This window comes from Alishewanella sp. HL-SH06 (assembly GCF_052656265.1).
Genome location: NZ_CP199752.1, coordinates 3,703,271 through 3,717,849, shown reverse-complemented (window position 1 = coordinate 3,717,849; position 14,579 = coordinate 3,703,271). Strand labels below are relative to the sequence as shown.

The window sequence follows — 14,579 nt, the reverse complement described above, 5'->3', positions numbered from 1 at the left end:
ATTAATGTCCAATGTAGCAATTTTTACTGCTCCCGGTTTTACTGCCTCAAGCTGGAACACTGCTTTTGGTAAGCCGCAGCTGCATGTTTATCCCGATGCCGACATTCAAGCGTTAGATGCCTGTGATGTGGTATTAATCCACAGTGCGCGTAGCGATTGGACCATGCTCGTCAAACAGTTGCAACAGAGTAAGTTAGTGTTAGTGATCAGCCAGCAACTCGCTTTAGTTGAACTGCAAGTGGCGTTGAGCTCGGGTGCGAAAGGTTACCTGGATGCCGGCAGTAACAGCGTTAACTTTATCCAAGCCGTGGCGGCTATTCGTAATGGTGCCTTGTGGATCCCTGCAGCGCTGCTTAATCAACTAAATCGGTTTTTATCTAAAGCGATCCCCAGCAAAACAACGTGGCAAACCTTTGCCGGGCAATTGTCGAAAAGAGAATTCGAAGTGGCGAGCTTGGTACGGCAAGGTTTAAGTAACAAAGCGGTTGCCGAGCGTTTATTTATTACCGAGCGCACTGTGAAACAACACCTTACGGCAACCTTTGCTAAGCTAGGGATCAAAGATAGGTTGCAACTCATCATGCTGCTTTAAAGGAAGTGTCTTATGTACGTTAAGCGAGCCAGCAATAAAGAGATCGTCGCGTTAAGCACGGAGCAATCCGCCGACTATCCAGAGTTTGTTGCTAACAATGATCCTGACCTTTTGCAGTTTATGCAAAAAAATATTCCGGCGTATGCCTTAGCAGCAAGTTCTGAGCTAAGCCACAGTGAACAATTACAAGATTCAGATGCAGAATTGGCTCGCGTTCTTGAAGATTTGATTGAATTATTAACAGCTAACGGCATCATCACTTTTACCAAGTTGCCGATGGCCGCGCAGGTTAAATTACTGAACCGTAAAACCCTACGCCACGACATGCAAAGGCTGAGCCTCTTCAATGAAGAAGAGGACGACAGCATTATGCCTTAACCGGCTTTACACAATAGCTGGCCCGGTTAAACCATCGAAACCCAGCTCTAGCAAGCCTTCGATGTCTGCACTGGAGGTTACGCCCTCAGCAATCACGGTTAAGCTTAAAGTATGTGCCAGTTTGATTAAACCCGACAACAAATGAGCACTTTCTGTGTTTTGATAACGTCGTACCAAAGCAGCGTCGATTTTTAAGTAGTCAATGCCTAGTTTTTCTAAGTCTTGGATGGCATTAATGGCAAAGCCACATTTTTGCAAGCCAACATTCACTGACAATGAGGTTAAAGCGGCAGCGAAACGGCTAAACAGCAATGGCTGTTTTACCACTAAGCGCTCATCAAACTCCAAGGCTAAACGCACACGGATCGATGGCTCCACCGCCTGTAGTAGCGTTAATAATTCATAATGTGTTGCGACGTCTAATAAAGTAAGATCAGAGATATTAAGCGCCAAGTTCAGCGCTTTGTCCTCTTGCAGCAACAACAAAGCGTGCTTTAACATAGCGATATCCAACTGACTGGTGTAGTGATAACGCCGCGCCCAACCTAGCACCTGGGTAGCTGATAACCAGTGACCATCGATTTTCATTTTTAACATGGCTTCTTGATGCATAACACGGCTATCACGAAGTCGCACCGGGTAAATAGTCGAGCTAATACTGTCAGATGTTACCGCCTGCTGCAGCGCGTTTAGCCAGTCGGTTGCATCCGCTAAATCGGTGTATGGCTTGGCATCAAGCAGCGTTTTACTTTGTAATGGTGGCGAGGCTTCAACCTCAACTAATAAAGCATCAAGCTGTGCTAATGTTTGCTGCCGGCTAGTGACGGTATCTAATGACATACCGACCAACAATACCGGTGCATTGACCGTATCGGGCGAAACCTTACAGTTCTGATTGAGTTGATTGAGCAGTTGTTCTGTCAACTCAGCAGTCGAAGCTAACTGATCGACAACTAAAAAGAAATCGCTACCATTTAAACGGCTAACTAAGCGCATCCCCGAATATTGTTGAACCTCTGCAATTAACTGTTTTAACCAAAGATCTGTTTTGGCATGGCCGAGTTGCAGGTTTAACTCGTGCAGTTCGCTGACCCGCAATAACAACACGCAACTTAATTCACTGTGTTCAATATTGCCAAAATAACTGTCGAGCCAGTTGGCGCAATAATCGCGGTTAAACGCGCCGGTGACATCGTCCAATTCATGTTGCTTTTGCAGTCTATCCAGCTGTTTTTGTTCTTGTTCTAGCATGCTGCGCACGCGGCTGGTTAGCCGATTCATGGCAGCAACCAAGCGTTTTAACTCAAAGGTTGAAGGTTCTTCACTGGTAATGAATTGACGATTACCTAGCGCTTCTGCATGATTTACTACTTGGTTTAACGGCCGGCTAACACGTTTGAGTAAAAAGCTGCCCACCACACCACAAAAAATAGCAATCAGCAAAAAGCCTAGCGCTAAATCTTGGGTAATGTGCCATAACGCGGTTAAGCTGTAATCGGTTTGGCTTTCCAGTTCAATACTACCATAGCGTTGCCAGCCATCTTGGATCTGAGCAATACCGGGTTTAACATTAAACGCTAATAAACTAGCAAACCAATCGGGAACGGCAACCGGTTGAGGGCTAAGTGTAAATTCTGTAAGCGTATTTCCTGCTACGTCTTTTAAGGTAATGCGCCGATAATAACCGGTATCAAATTGCGCCGAGAGCATTAACTCGATAGTGGTCAGATCTTTATCCATTTGTGACAGGCTTAAAGCCATTCCGGTGGCATTATCGATATTTTTAACTTGTAGTTGTTCTGCGAGATAACTTTTTGATTGGTAGGCACTAATAAAAAAGCTACTGCCAAAGGCTAAGAGCACAATAACAATAATTCCAATCCACAACTGCTTAATCAGAGACATAGCCTAAACTCCTTAACCCACATATTGCCAAGCATTATAAAAAAATGCCCTGCAGTGATAATCGTGCTACCAGATCACGCCAGCGCGATAACCGCGCCGACGCACTGTGTTTTGATTTTTGATTGCCGCTACCCGCCCAAAGCCCGGTAGAATTAAAACTAAATACTGGCGTTAGATCTGGCCTGGCTGATGCGGGTAAAATATTTTGAATTAAACTATCGATAATCAGAGGTTCAGCTTCGGTATCTGGATAATAAGCCAGTACCATATGCGCTAAACTGAGGCCGCTGTGTTCAGCCCCAACGCGCGCTCGAACATAGACTAAGCGAAGCTGTGTATCAGGGATCCCTAAAGCGCGTAAGCTGATGTAACTGGTGATCGCCCAATCTTCACAGTCGCCGCGCCTTGATGCCAATATTTCGGCAGGGCTCGCCCAGTAATCTTCGACTTGATAGAGCGAGGCATCTAACTCGTAACTTAGCGTGTTATGTAAGAACGTGTTCACGGTTTCTAATTGCTGAACAACCGGTAAGTTTGCAGCATCTTGCAACATTTGTTGCCAAGCCGATGAGGTAGCCAGTGTTGTTGACGCTGGAGAAGATTGTTCGAGATAACGATCAAACTGAGAGAAATCAATAAGAAAGGGGGTTTCAAGCGCATGGTTATGCAACGCTGCCGCGATAAACAGCATGCCTCCAAAAGATATTGCGAATTTTTTTATCGCCTTTGCTGGCATTTAGCACACGCTCAGTACTCGTAACCCAGCCCCAAGATAGTGTAAAACTAGTTGTATCTCAACGGATTTTTGCAGCGCGCTCTACTGTTTTGTTATACCTGTTATCGTCTTAGGCTGCTGTGTCGAGTGTGACAGCCTTAAATCACGCTCATCGGGTTTGACACGTTAGGCTAGGCTTATCACACGCTGTGAACTTAGCGTTTGCGTGTTGCTGCGGGATGAATACGCTCGTCATACAGTTTGCCGAGCGCTTGGCTAATGCTGAGCGTGTCATTTTCGGTTAAATAGCGCTCAACTTGTTTATGTACAAAAATGACCGATTGTTTATGTTGTTTAGCAAATTGCTGGCACAGTGTCGTAAGTTGTTTTTGAAACTCCTTGGCTGCGGTTTCTCGATGTACCGCGTGGATGGCTTTTTCAAAACTGTTGCCGTGCTCTGCGTAGTATTCTTTTAAGGTGAATTTGGGAATGCGATACGCTTTACTGGCATAGTCTAGGGCTTCTCTAAAGCTGCTATAGCTTTCACCAAATACGTCAAAGCTGGCGCTAAGATGATAATATACTTGATGATTAATACCGGCAGCTTCGTAATTAAAACCTGGAAAATTAAGCCTTTCGGTGGTTTCTAAACCTAGTTTTAAGCCCGCAGCAATGCTATGGCTTAAGCTAAAATCCAGCGCAGCGAGTTCTTCTTCTGTCCACATTTCGAAAATATTTAAGGCTTTTTCATATTTTTTCGCCAGTTTTTTCTTGGCGTAAACACGGCGCTCTTCTAATGCCCCCGCTTTACAGCTTTTTAAATGCTCAAAGCATTCACGACAACTGGGGATCTTCACAAAATCAGCAGGTTCTTGTGTGCTGAGAAAGAAATCACGGTATTTTAATGGCGGTGCAAAGTCATGTTCACTGGCAATACAACCACAATAAAAGCAGGTATTAAAAGACGCTCTCTCAGTCGGCACAAGGAGGTGGTAGTCGGGATATTCGCTCATAAAGGCTCGCCTGGTTAAAAACTGCCGTTATAGTACGCTGTTTTATACGATCTCAACAGCTAAGTGCCGCCGAGAGCCTATTAAGCAAACTGTAACGGGGGCATCATTACACTGATGCGGGGGTTTACATGCTGAACTTAGCGGGCGGCTTCGACTAAGGCTTTGCTGCATTTAGGATATGTGTGCTTGAAAAAGCGCCTGTTTTATATCGATGCTGAGTTGATAATCAGCGATGCTATCGAGTTGTTGTTTTATGGCCTTTGCCGAATTAGCGAAATCAGCCAGTGCCAGTAATGCTAGTAACCAACCAAAGGGTGTGGTTACGGTTTTGAGCACCCGATGCGCCATACGCATTAAGTGGCTAATAATATTTAAGCTCGCGGCATAAAGCTTTACGCGAGAACGATATTGCACGAGATGGTGCTTGATTTGTGCAGGGGTAGCGCTAGGGCTGAGTAAACAATATTGGTCAAAATCATGGTCGTGGCTAAACAGCAAATTAGCGGGTTGGCTAAACTGATACACTGAGTTGCGCAAATAACTGGTGCCTGCGTGCACAATATCGATGGCTTTGACCACGGCAATATAAAATTTTCGGGCCTTTCTGCTGATATAGCGCGCGAGATTAGCAATAAATTCTGTAGTGAACTGCTGCAGTTGTTTCACGGCTCGAAATAACCAGCGGATCACTCGCTTGAGGCCATCAAAAATACCGTTGGCCAGCCGAGCAAATTGGTTCTGAAATTCTTTTTTGTGCTGATTGTGCGACAAAATGCTTTGCACGGTATTATTGAGCTGTTTACCTAGATAAATGTCTTTGCTCGGTTCATGAGTCAAAACAGCAAAAGCAGCCATCAGTTGCGCATCTACAGTGTTGCTGTGTTGTTTTGCATGAAGCGCTTCTGACGAATTGTCTTGATAAAAACGACTAATGGCGAGTGTGGTTTTTGACAGTTGGCGCCTTGGTCTGGCACTTCTTTTCGCGCGCAGTCTTTCCCATTCAGTTTGGTCTTGGCCAGGGGTAATATCATAGCCGAGCAGCCATAGTTCGATACGGCTAATGGCCTCAATGTTGTGCTGAAACTCGTGAGTAACTTCAGCAAATAACGCAGCATCGGCAAGCTTAAGGACGATAGCATCATGCTGATATAGGGCATGCACTAGTGGCTCGGTAAGCGTTAACGATGCCGTACTGAGCAAGCCTAAACGACCTGCAAATTGCGCAAACCGCGCGATGGCCAAAGCGAAAGCGGGGTTGTCTTGTGGCAATAGGATAGTTTTAGTGTGGATGCGATGCTGTGCCCAATCACTAAAAAAGCCCATACTGTAAAGACGGCAATAAATACCCCGTAACAACGCCAGGTTAGGCATGCCGACGGCAGGAATTAATTGCGCCAATGGCTTGGCCCACACCTGTTGCCAATTTGAGGGCAGTTGCTGATTTTCAAAGCTCACTAAACACTCCAACACCTGCCACGTTTCTGGCCCTGCCCAGCCGTCCACTTCGATGCCGGCTTCTTGTTGTAACTGTTTAATTTTCTTCACCAAGATCGGATCTACAGTGTGATTGCTGCGATTAACCCGCTTGTCGCCCTCGGCTAAATAACCTAACTCAATTAAACGTGCTCTAACGGCGCGAATATAAGCCGCCGAGTCGGTTTGATTGGGGTTGCTTACCGCCATAACGGGGTTGGGGAGATGTCGCTCATTAACGGCAGCATCGAGCCCCATGCCAAATTGCGCTAAAAAATCTGTTGCTGAATCAGCCATATTAGAGATCTGCGATATCGCCAACGATAGATTTCACAAAATCGATGGTGGCTTTACGCGATTCGGCGCCGGCTTGCACTAAATCAGCATGGGCTAAACGCTGCGCATCGGTAATATTTGTGTCATAAAAAGCGACAATATCACCATCAATACTGGTTTGGGTGCTGGCGAGTACTTTGACTTTAACCGTGGTATTGTCTTTCGCTTTGGCCATGACATCGGAGAATCGGACTAATTCCGGATCGCTGCCCTCTAATGTGACGGAGCCTTCAAAGGTAATGACATCTAATTTTGATAAGTCTTGTACGGCGTTTGCGAGATTAGACATGGCTTGTTTAAACGTGGACATAAGTGTTCGCCTCTTTTAGCAGTTAGTAAAACAAGATACTGATAGCATGAGTAAAGGTCGTTCCGTAGCGTTGTTGCAAGGTTGCTAAGGCTGTGGTTTTGGGTAATCCAACCTTGTTGATTACTGGGGTATAGCCTGTTGGATTAAAGGGAGAGCGAAACTGCAGCACATCCGGCAGTTCAGTGTTGGCACTTAGCACCATGCAGCCAGAATATTCCTGCCACTGAAAACCGCTTTGCTCAGTAAATTGCTGGTGTTTGGCTTGCGATGCCGCATAAATTTTTTGTAGTTGTGCCATGTTGTTACTCATTTACGCCACCTGCACTAATTCATCGGCTTGATAGGTGCGCGCAGCTTGCATGACTAACCTGGCTTCATCATCACGCCGATGTAATAAACCATCGAGCCCGCGGCCCTGCCATAAGCGTTTCATATTGATGATTTGTTGAGCGATGTCTTGATAGGCTTGGCGTAGAACCAAAGGTTGTATTGCCGCCATCTCACGGCGAGAATCGCCACTGATGCTGGTACCTCTGTTATAAACCAAAGACAATAACGCGCTTTGTGCATCGGGATGCAGCTTTTCGATACCGGGAAAGGTGCGTTGAGTTTTACTGGCATAAAGAGGCAGTGATGCATGGACAAATACATGTTTAGCGGCTGACAGTGGAATAACCAGTGTTTGAACTGAGCTTAGCAAACGCTTTGCGCTGGCGGCTTTGCTGCCGCAAACACGGCGTAATTTAGCGATATCATATGTTGGGAGTAGGGCTGACCAATCGCGTTCAAATTGCGCTGTGCTGGCATACCCTAAATCATAGCCAATACCGATGGTGATACCTGAGTCACCGCCGGGCCAACTGGGGTGAATGAGTTTGGCCTGATAGTACTGCTCAGAGCTAATTTCGTGCTGAATCATTAAGTCGATACCCTTTTTAGAAAGGGTGAGGCCTTGTGTAATGGCCGGGGGCGTGGCCGAAATGCTTGTTGCTTGCTCAAGGCGAACATCAATCGGTAGCAAGCGTTTTTCTAAGGCGCTAAGGGTTTGTCCACCCAAAACCCCATCGGGTTCTACACCTAAGTACTGTTGGATCCTTTTCAGTCGTTCCGAGGTGGTGCGATGCATGGCGTCCATCCTGCTGTGTTGTGAAAACCGAGCATAGTAAGTATAGACCGCATTAGCATGTCAGCAAGTGACCAACCGGTAGTCGGTTAAGTGCACTCAAGAAGTTGCGGCTTAAGCCGCTGCTGCAATTAGAGTCAGCGGCTCATAGAAAGGGTAACGATATGAAGACTGGCGCAAGGTTATGACGCCAGTTCAGCGTGTGTTGGCTAAAACCAGCGCTTTGCGTTGTGATTTGGCTTGATACATGGCAGCATCTCCAGCGGCTAAGAGAGCCTCTAGCGTTTCGGGCACGGTGCTAAACATGGCGTAACCGATACTCGCCGATACCGAAAAGTGTTGCTGATGCAGGCTAATAGTAAATTGTTCAAAATGTTTTTGTAATTCATCGAGTTTGGCAACGATTTCGTGCTGTGATCTAAAGCAGGCCAGGGCAACAAATTCATCACCCCCGATGCGTGCTACGGCGTCTTCCATGCGCATTTGGCTTTGCAAATAACGGGCAATCTCTTTTAAGGCTGTGTCACCAACGTGATGGCCATAGGTGTCATTGAGCTGTTTGAAGCTATCAACATCAATATAAAAAATGCCCAGTAAGTCGCCATTTTGGCGTTGATAATCCATTAAATGTTGGGCTTTTAAGCTAAAACCTCGGCGATTTAATATGTTACACAACATATCAATATTCGCTTCGTTTTCAGCACGTTCTTTTGCCATAGCAATGCGGCCGATACGTCGTGACACGGCTATGGCTAACATCAGGCTTTCAACCGCAAAGGCAATAATGAAACCATAGCGCTGCACAAAGATATTGCTGTCTAATAATACAATCCGAAAGATCATACTAATGAGCACAATACTAAGGGCGCAGAACACCAAACCTGCCTCACTCACTCGTCGTTGCCATTGCCACAGCGCGCTGGCAAAAATAGCGGCGACCAATGCCAAGGTACCATAGCTCATCAACATAGCGGCGGCGGTGGCCGACGGATGGTTTTCAATGACCATTCTAAGCAAGCAACTGAACAAGACGATCAGAGACATGGTTTTAAAAATGAGGCTCGTTCTTGGAAAGTCAGTGTTCACTTTCAAAATTTCGCACATAAACCAAGTGGCACTGACCACCGTTAAACCAATACTGAGTAAATAGGCGAGATGGATTTCTCTTAACAGATGGCTGGCAATATACAAAAATAACTGGCCTTCCTGCAGCAAGATAAAACTGGTGATACAAAAGATGTAGGCGCTGTAAAGTTTTAACGCCTTGTCGGGTACTTTACGGCTGATTATTAGCACATAGAGCATTAACGTAAAACTTAAACCGTAAAATAAGCCCATAATAAGATTATGTTTTTGGCTAGACAGCATAAAGTCTGTCAGCGGTTGCCATTGAAAGCGTGGGTTGTGCGCAAATTTGGAATCTATGCTAAGTAACGCCGAAAACTCGCCTTGATCAATTTGAAATGTCACTTCACCTGATCGGATCGGTGATTGCGTTATGCCGGCCTGCTGCCAGCTAAAGCGGTTTAAACCATGTCGCTGAAATGAAAACACACCCGGCTGATTAAGGTCACATCGCAGAGTAAATTGATTAAGGCCTGGGGTGAGTTTAATGCTCGATTTTTCAGCTGCGGTTAACACTTCTGCCATAGGCGAGTCGTGAGAGACTAATGAGCATGATTCTGCAGCGACTGCCCTGCTCGAATGAGTCAATAATACCAGGAGCAATGCCCAAAAAAGCGGCGTAAAAACAGACATTTGTTTAGCTGACATCAGTTCTATCCTATGAACAAAAAAGCATAACACGCCAATTAATCTCCAGATTAATCAAACATTTTATAGAACGCGTGTTCAGAGCCCATAAAGGCCAAGCCAGTTTAACATTTTTTACTGTTTTTATAACGGTAATGGCTGCCCAACTTTGCCGCAGTAAAGATAGGGCGGTTATAACAGAGATTGAGCTATCCATGTTTATTCGCGATACGACTGAAAATGTGGTAAGTACTTTCTTGATACTACTGACAGCGCATGACGGTTAAGCTAGGCTAAAGCAATCAATTAATGTGCACGAGCAAATAGAGTTTACGATGCAAAGCGATTTGCACCAAAGCTAGTGCAACAGTGAGGTTTTATGGCTCAGACCGAGCAGCCCAATTTTAATGCAACAACTGCAACTGAGGTGATACGTAGACACAATATTGCCATTCATGGCGAAGGTGAGCAAACGCTGGTGTTTGGGCATGGTTTTGGTTGTGATCAAGATATTTGGCAGCATGTTGCCCCGGCCTTTTACGCGCAGTATCGTGTGGTGCTATTTGATTATATCGGCTGTGGTAAATCAGATCTTGGGGCTTATAACAAGAAACGTTATAACCATTTGCAAGCTTATGCGGATGATTTACTGCAGTTATGCCAAAGCTTACAGTTAAACAACATTATTTTTGTGGGGCATTCGGTCAGTGGTGCGATTGCGCTATTAGCGTCGATAAAGCAGCCTACATTATTTAAAAAAATCATCGCTATTGGTCCTTCGCCACGCTATTTAAATGACCCACCTGCTTATTTTGGTGGCTTTGAAGCCAGTGACATCGCCGGTATGCTAGCGATGATGGAGTTAAACTATTTCGAATGGTCTAACTATTTGGCGCCAAAGGTAATAGGGCAAACAGATGATGCTAAAAGCGTCGATGAGCTGAAACTCAGCTTTATGCGCTCCGATCCGGTAATTTCGTTACAGTTTGCCAACGTGACCTTTTACTGTGATATTCGGCCGCAATTGCCAGCCGTATCAGTGCCAGTGACGATTCTGTATTGTCTTGAAGATATTATTGTTCCCGTGCAGGTTATTGAGTATCTGCAGCAGCATATTCCGAATTCCAAAATTATGGAGTTAGCGGCATCTGGGCATTATCCACAATTGATTAACCCTGGTGCTGTTATTGCTGCCATTCGTAAGGAAATCAGTAGTGAGTGTTAGTCTCGAGCCGGCATCGTTGCCTTGCGGTATTATGCTGCTGGACCAAAAAAATACCATCCAACAAGTTAATGCGCTGTTTTGTGATTGGCTGGGTTATCCGCAGCAACAGTTGTTGCATAATACGGTAACCCGAGTCTTTACCCCGGCTACTAAGTTAGTCTATCTCGGGCATATACTGCCCACGTTACAAACCAACGGGCAGATTGAAGAAAAATTGATCATATTAAAACAGGCCAATGGTCACGATTTACCTGTAATGGTCAACGCCCACCGCGTGCAACAGCAGGATCAGGATTATTATGTATTTGTCGTGCTGCGCATGTTACGCCGGCAGCTTATTGAAGAACAATTACTCACCGAACGACGCAAAGCTGAACAAGCGAATGCAGAAAAAGATGATCTTAATCAGCAGTTGCAGTTAGCGCAAAGTGAATTGCTGGCGAAGCATCAAGAGCTACTTATACTGAATTCGGGCTTAGAAACGCTGTCGGTGACGGATGCGTTAACTGGGTTATTTAATCGACGGTATTATGAGGCGCAACTGGATCTATTGCTTGCCCAATATCAACGTAACCAGCAGCAATTTGCTTTAATATTAGTTGATATCGATTTTTTTAAAACCATCAATGATATTCACGGTCATGCGATGGGCGATACCGTGTTGCAAGCCTTGTCGCAACAACTGCGCCAGCATATTCGCGAAATTGATATTTTGGTACGCATTGGTGGCGAAGAGTTTGCCATTTTATTGCCCGACACCGATCTGGCTGCCGCTCGCATTGCTGCAGAACGACATCGCAGCAGTATTGAACAAATCAGTGGTTTTGCCTTTACCATCACCGCCAGTTTTGGCATTGCCTTAGTGGCTGACGCGGATACCAAAAAGAGTATTTACCAACGCGCAGATAGTGCACTGTACCATGCTAAAACGCATGGTCGTAATCGCGTAAGTACAGAGCACGATCAGTAACAATATTATGCGCTGGCTATCGGCTTAGTTGTGAGCTGATGAACCGACCGGCATCCTCGATATGCCTACTGCGCTGTTCTGCAAGGTGAATGAGCAACGCGGTTGTGCGGTATTGTTAGTAACGCATGATCCTAGCTTGCCGGCGTCGTGCCAGCGATAGCGTTAATCAAGCAGAGCTAACTTAAAAGCCTTAAAACGCCCTGATAAATCAGGTTATTTAAGGCTTAAATCACTTAGGATATTCAGGTGCCCTTATCGTTTTTAGCTTAGGGAATTTTACAGGTTTTAATGCCAATCAAACTGTAAAGTGGGCAAAAGTTAAATAAACCGGTGGCTAGCGGCACCACACCAATCCAACCCCAAACACCAATATAACCGGTTGCCGCGAGCGCAATCAGCAATATCCCAGCGATAATTCTCAGTGTTTTATCCAGCGAGCCTACGTTTGCTTTCATTTGTTACTCCGTTATATTAAGGATCCTGAATATAAACAATAGTCTTTATTCAAAGTCATGTCGGTGAATCACTACAAAATTTTTTTATCTGCTTTGAAGCGTCAACAAGCTCTAGTGTGACGTCAATCTTCATAAAGGTGCTACAGACGCTTTTTAAGTGTAAAGGCACCGCGAAGTTCGCCAATCTCAAAGCCAGTTGCTAAATCTGCTGGATAGTGTTCTTGGATTGTTTGAAGTACCGCCTCAGTAATCATATTACCGTGACAAGCTTGGCAAACTGGCTCGAGCATAATCGGTTGCATGTAACGAAATGATGAACCTTCGCCTTTGTTAACAATTTCAGCATGTTGTAGCTCAGTTGCATCAGCGCCTGCAGCTAAGGCAGTGATATAGCTTTGTAAGATATTCTGCTCCCACGGATCGGCAATATTTGCGCTGTTACGAACGCGTAAGCTAGTGCGGCCTACTTCCCAGCCGTCAGTAGACCATTTTGCGGCGATCATCGGTGCTTGTTCTTGGCAAACCGCAACGCCGGCAGACAGACCCCCTTGCTTAATGGCAGAGCCGAGCGCACTTTTGAGTTCCGTCGCAAAACCTTTAATGCGGGTTTGAGCGTCGAGTTTTAGGCTATCAAGATTATGATCGTTAGCAACAGCATTAGCCATCTGACTTAAACCACACAATAAAAATAATAAAAAAATACGCATAGTTCTTCCATTAATTGGCAGTGGTAAAAATTATTTAAGTTGATTTTCTTGATGACGATCTTGCGGTAAATCGTCACGATAACTTGGTGTTGCCAGCCATTCGTGGCCTTTTAACATGGCATACCAATACAGTGGTGGGAGCATTTTTTCTTTTAAAAACCATGAAAGAGCGGAGGGTTTTGTGCCATCGACTAACCACTTAGGAAAGGTAGGTTCTACTTTGCCACCATAAAGAAACTCAGCTAGCACAATTTTGCCACGTTCTACCGTTAGTGGACATGAACCATAGCCATCATAAACAGCTTGCATGGGTTTGTTGGTTAGCAGTTTTATGAGGTTTTCTGCTACCACGGGAGCTTGCTTACGCACCGCAGCGGCGGTTTTAGCATTAGGGGTGTTGGCGCAATCACCCAGAGCAAATACATTTGGCCATTGTTGATGTTGCAAGGTATCTGGAAAAACATTCATCCAGCCGGCGTTGTCTGCTAACAGGCTTTGGCGTAATACATCGGGTGCTACTTGCGGCGGTGTTACATGCAACATATCGAAGTGTTTTTCAATGTCTTTACTACTGCCATCTGCTTGTATTTGTTTGAAGTATGCGGTTTGGCTTGAGGCATCAAGCGCGATTAAATTGGTTTGAAGGTTTAAATTAATAGCGTATTTTTTAACGTATTGTTGTAAAGCAGGCACATAGTCTGCTACACCAAATATCGCCGCGCCAGCACTACAAAAATGCACGTTGATATTTTTTAAGACGTGATGGCGTAGCCAATGATCGCAGGATAAATACATGGCTTTTTGTGGCGCACCGGCACATTTTATCGGCATCGGTGGTTGAGTAAATATGGCTGTACCTTGTTGCAGCTGCTGAACTAACTGCCAAGTATAAGGCGCTAAGCCTGGTGCATAATTGGATGTAACCCCGTGCTGACCTAAGCTGTCAGCTAGCCCTGGGATGGCTGACCAATCTAATTTTAAACCCATGGCAACAACCAGTGCACGATAAGACAAGGTCGAATTATCTTGCAGTACAACCTGATTAAGCTCTGGCTGAAAACTTGCTGCAGCACTCTTATACCAAGTGACGGCAGCCGGTATTAAATCTGCCATGTTTTTCACGGTACTTGCTTGCTTAAAAACCCCACCGCCGACTAAGGTCCAGCCAGGTTGATAATAATGTTGATCACTTGGTTCAGCTAGCGCGATTTTGAGGGAAGGTTGTCGTTTTAGTAAGCTAGCAATGGTAGCTAACCCTGCAGCGCCACCGCCAATCACTACAACATCATAGTTTTTGGTTGTAGTTGTGTTGTCTGTGTTCATCATATCTCCAAGCTGGTGACATGAGCACCAGAGTATTATGTCGGCACGTTATTCCAATTTGGAATATCTTATGCAAATAAAGAATAATCTAATATAGTGGTTGCATGTCCGTTGTGCAAGTTGAAATTAGCTTACCGATTAAATTTAAATTATTTTAAAAAGTGACCGTATGTTATTAAAAGTCATCAAACAAGACATGCCATTTTAAGCGACATACATTTTGACAAGTTACAGTGCAAGTTCTGTGTCAGTGTGGGCAAAGCTGAGTGTTACTATTGCATAGTTAAAGCCTTTACTTAGCT

15 protein-coding genes are annotated in these 14,579 nt (G+C 45.1%); 4 read left to right on the top strand and 11 right to left on the bottom strand.

Annotated features, from left to right (window positions below; translation table 11 throughout):
• Positions 1-4: 4 nt before the first annotated feature.
• Together ACUJFK_RS17140 and ACUJFK_RS17135 are read left to right on the top strand one after the other, a co-directional pair.
• Positions 5-592: a helix-turn-helix transcriptional regulator gene (locus ACUJFK_RS17140; RefSeq protein ID WP_445425597.1), complete on the top strand. Its 588-nt coding sequence runs from the start codon at positions 5-7 to the stop codon at positions 590-592.
• 12 nt (positions 593-604) lie between these two features.
• Positions 605-970 (top strand): hypothetical protein, encoded by a 366-nt coding sequence (locus ACUJFK_RS17135; RefSeq protein ID WP_226751907.1) that lies wholly within the window; start codon positions 605-607, stop codon positions 968-970.
• A gap of 6 nt (positions 971-976) precedes the next feature.
• Here ACUJFK_RS17135 and ACUJFK_RS17130 read toward each other — a convergent pair whose 3' ends face one another.
• From ACUJFK_RS17130 to ACUJFK_RS17095, 8 genes are all read right to left on the bottom strand, one after another.
• Entirely contained in the window at positions 977-2,875 is a 1,899-nt protein-coding gene (locus ACUJFK_RS17130) for a bifunctional diguanylate cyclase/phosphodiesterase (RefSeq protein ID WP_445425596.1), read from the bottom strand.
• Positions 2,876-2,909: 34 nt separating this feature from the next.
• Entirely contained in the window at positions 2,910-3,566 is a 657-nt protein-coding gene (locus ACUJFK_RS17125; RefSeq protein ID WP_445425595.1) for a transglutaminase-like cysteine peptidase, read from the bottom strand.
• A 239-nt stretch (positions 3,567-3,805) separates the two neighbouring features.
• On the bottom strand, positions 3,806-4,603 hold the full coding sequence (locus ACUJFK_RS17120; RefSeq protein WP_445425594.1) for a hypothetical protein: 798 nt from the start codon (positions 4,601-4,603) through the stop codon (positions 3,806-3,808).
• A gap of 171 nt (positions 4,604-4,774) precedes the next feature.
• Entirely contained in the window at positions 4,775-6,373 is a 1,599-nt protein-coding gene (locus tag ACUJFK_RS17115; protein WP_445425593.1) for a peptidoglycan-binding domain-containing protein, read from the bottom strand.
• Position 6,374: 1 nt separating this feature from the next.
• The gene (locus ACUJFK_RS17110; protein WP_445425592.1) at positions 6,375-6,722 is read right to left on the bottom strand and encodes a hypothetical protein; all 348 of its coding nucleotides are present in this window, start codon (positions 6,720-6,722) and stop codon (positions 6,375-6,377) included.
• Positions 6,723-6,744: 22 nt separating this feature from the next.
• The gene (locus ACUJFK_RS17105; protein WP_226751913.1) at positions 6,745-7,032 is read right to left on the bottom strand and encodes a hypothetical protein; all 288 of its coding nucleotides are present in this window, start codon (positions 7,030-7,032) and stop codon (positions 6,745-6,747) included.
• A complete protein-coding gene (locus tag ACUJFK_RS17100; protein WP_445425591.1) occupies positions 7,033-7,848 on the bottom strand; it encodes a hypothetical protein in 816 nt (271 codons plus the stop codon).
• Positions 7,849-8,040: 192 nt separating this feature from the next.
• Positions 8,041-9,495, bottom strand: a complete 1,455-nt coding sequence (locus tag ACUJFK_RS17095) for a sensor domain-containing diguanylate cyclase (protein ID WP_445425590.1) — start codon at positions 9,493-9,495, stop codon at positions 8,041-8,043.
• 481 nt (positions 9,496-9,976) lie between these two features.
• On the opposite strand from ACUJFK_RS17095, the gene ACUJFK_RS17090 reads away from it, so the two are divergent.
• Both ACUJFK_RS17090 and ACUJFK_RS17085 read left to right on the top strand, forming a co-directional pair.
• Entirely contained in the window at positions 9,977-10,822 is an 846-nt protein-coding gene (locus tag ACUJFK_RS17090; RefSeq protein ID WP_445425589.1) for an alpha/beta fold hydrolase, read from the top strand.
• Positions 10,812-11,792, top strand: a complete 981-nt coding sequence (locus ACUJFK_RS17085) for a sensor domain-containing diguanylate cyclase (RefSeq protein ID WP_226751917.1) — start codon at positions 10,812-10,814, stop codon at positions 11,790-11,792. The genes ACUJFK_RS17090 and ACUJFK_RS17085 overlap by 11 nt, the downstream gene beginning before the upstream one ends.
• A gap of 266 nt (positions 11,793-12,058) precedes the next feature.
• On the opposite strand, the gene ACUJFK_RS17080 is transcribed toward ACUJFK_RS17085, so the two are convergent.
• From ACUJFK_RS17080 to ACUJFK_RS17070, 3 genes are all read right to left on the bottom strand, one after another.
• A complete protein-coding gene (locus tag ACUJFK_RS17080) occupies positions 12,059-12,247 on the bottom strand; it encodes a YgaP family membrane protein (protein WP_226751918.1) in 189 nt (62 codons plus the stop codon).
• 140 nt (positions 12,248-12,387) lie between these two features.
• Positions 12,388-12,954, bottom strand: coding sequence for a Tll0287-like domain-containing protein (locus ACUJFK_RS17075; RefSeq protein ID WP_445425588.1), 567 nt, complete (start codon positions 12,952-12,954; stop codon positions 12,388-12,390).
• A 30-nt stretch (positions 12,955-12,984) separates the two neighbouring features.
• Positions 12,985-14,277 (bottom strand): FAD-dependent oxidoreductase, encoded by a 1,293-nt coding sequence (locus tag ACUJFK_RS17070; RefSeq protein WP_445425587.1) that lies wholly within the window; start codon positions 14,275-14,277, stop codon positions 12,985-12,987.
• Positions 14,278-14,579: the final 302 nt, after the last annotated feature.

Bases quoted from the DNA above. Each gene is read 5' to 3' on its own strand.
- ACUJFK_RS17115 (WP_445425593.1), bottom strand. From the start codon at position 6,373: ATGGCTGATTCAGCAACAGATTTTTTAGCGCAATTTGGCATGGGGCTC.
- ACUJFK_RS17135 (WP_226751907.1), top strand. From the start codon at position 605: ATGTACGTTAAGCGAGCCAGCAATAAAGAGATCGTCGCGTTAAGCACG.
- ACUJFK_RS17105 (WP_226751913.1), bottom strand. From the start codon at position 7,032: ATGAGTAACAACATGGCACAACTACAAAAAATTTATGCGGCATCGCAA.
- ACUJFK_RS17075 (WP_445425588.1), bottom strand. From the start codon at position 12,954: ATGCGTATTTTTTTATTATTTTTATTGTGTGGTTTAAGTCAGATGGCT.
- ACUJFK_RS17070 (WP_445425587.1), bottom strand. From the start codon at position 14,277: ATGAACACAGACAACACAACTACAACCAAAAACTATGATGTTGTAGTG.
- ACUJFK_RS17130 (WP_445425596.1), bottom strand. From the start codon at position 2,875: ATGTCTCTGATTAAGCAGTTGTGGATTGGAATTATTGTTATTGTGCTC.
- ACUJFK_RS17140 (WP_445425597.1), top strand. From the start codon at position 5: ATGTCCAATGTAGCAATTTTTACTGCTCCCGGTTTTACTGCCTCAAGC.
- ACUJFK_RS17120 (WP_445425594.1), bottom strand. From the start codon at position 4,603: ATGAGCGAATATCCCGACTACCACCTCCTTGTGCCGACTGAGAGAGCG.
- ACUJFK_RS17095 (WP_445425590.1), bottom strand. From the start codon at position 9,495: ATGGCAGAAGTGTTAACCGCAGCTGAAAAATCGAGCATTAAACTCACC.
- ACUJFK_RS17125 (WP_445425595.1), bottom strand. From the start codon at position 3,566: ATGCTGTTTATCGCGGCAGCGTTGCATAACCATGCGCTTGAAACCCCC.
- ACUJFK_RS17090 (WP_445425589.1), top strand. From the start codon at position 9,977: ATGGCTCAGACCGAGCAGCCCAATTTTAATGCAACAACTGCAACTGAG.
- ACUJFK_RS17110 (WP_445425592.1), bottom strand. From the start codon at position 6,722: ATGTCCACGTTTAAACAAGCCATGTCTAATCTCGCAAACGCCGTACAA.
- ACUJFK_RS17080 (WP_226751918.1), bottom strand. From the start codon at position 12,247: ATGAAAGCAAACGTAGGCTCGCTGGATAAAACACTGAGAATTATCGCT.
- ACUJFK_RS17100 (WP_445425591.1), bottom strand. From the start codon at position 7,848: ATGCATCGCACCACCTCGGAACGACTGAAAAGGATCCAACAGTACTTA.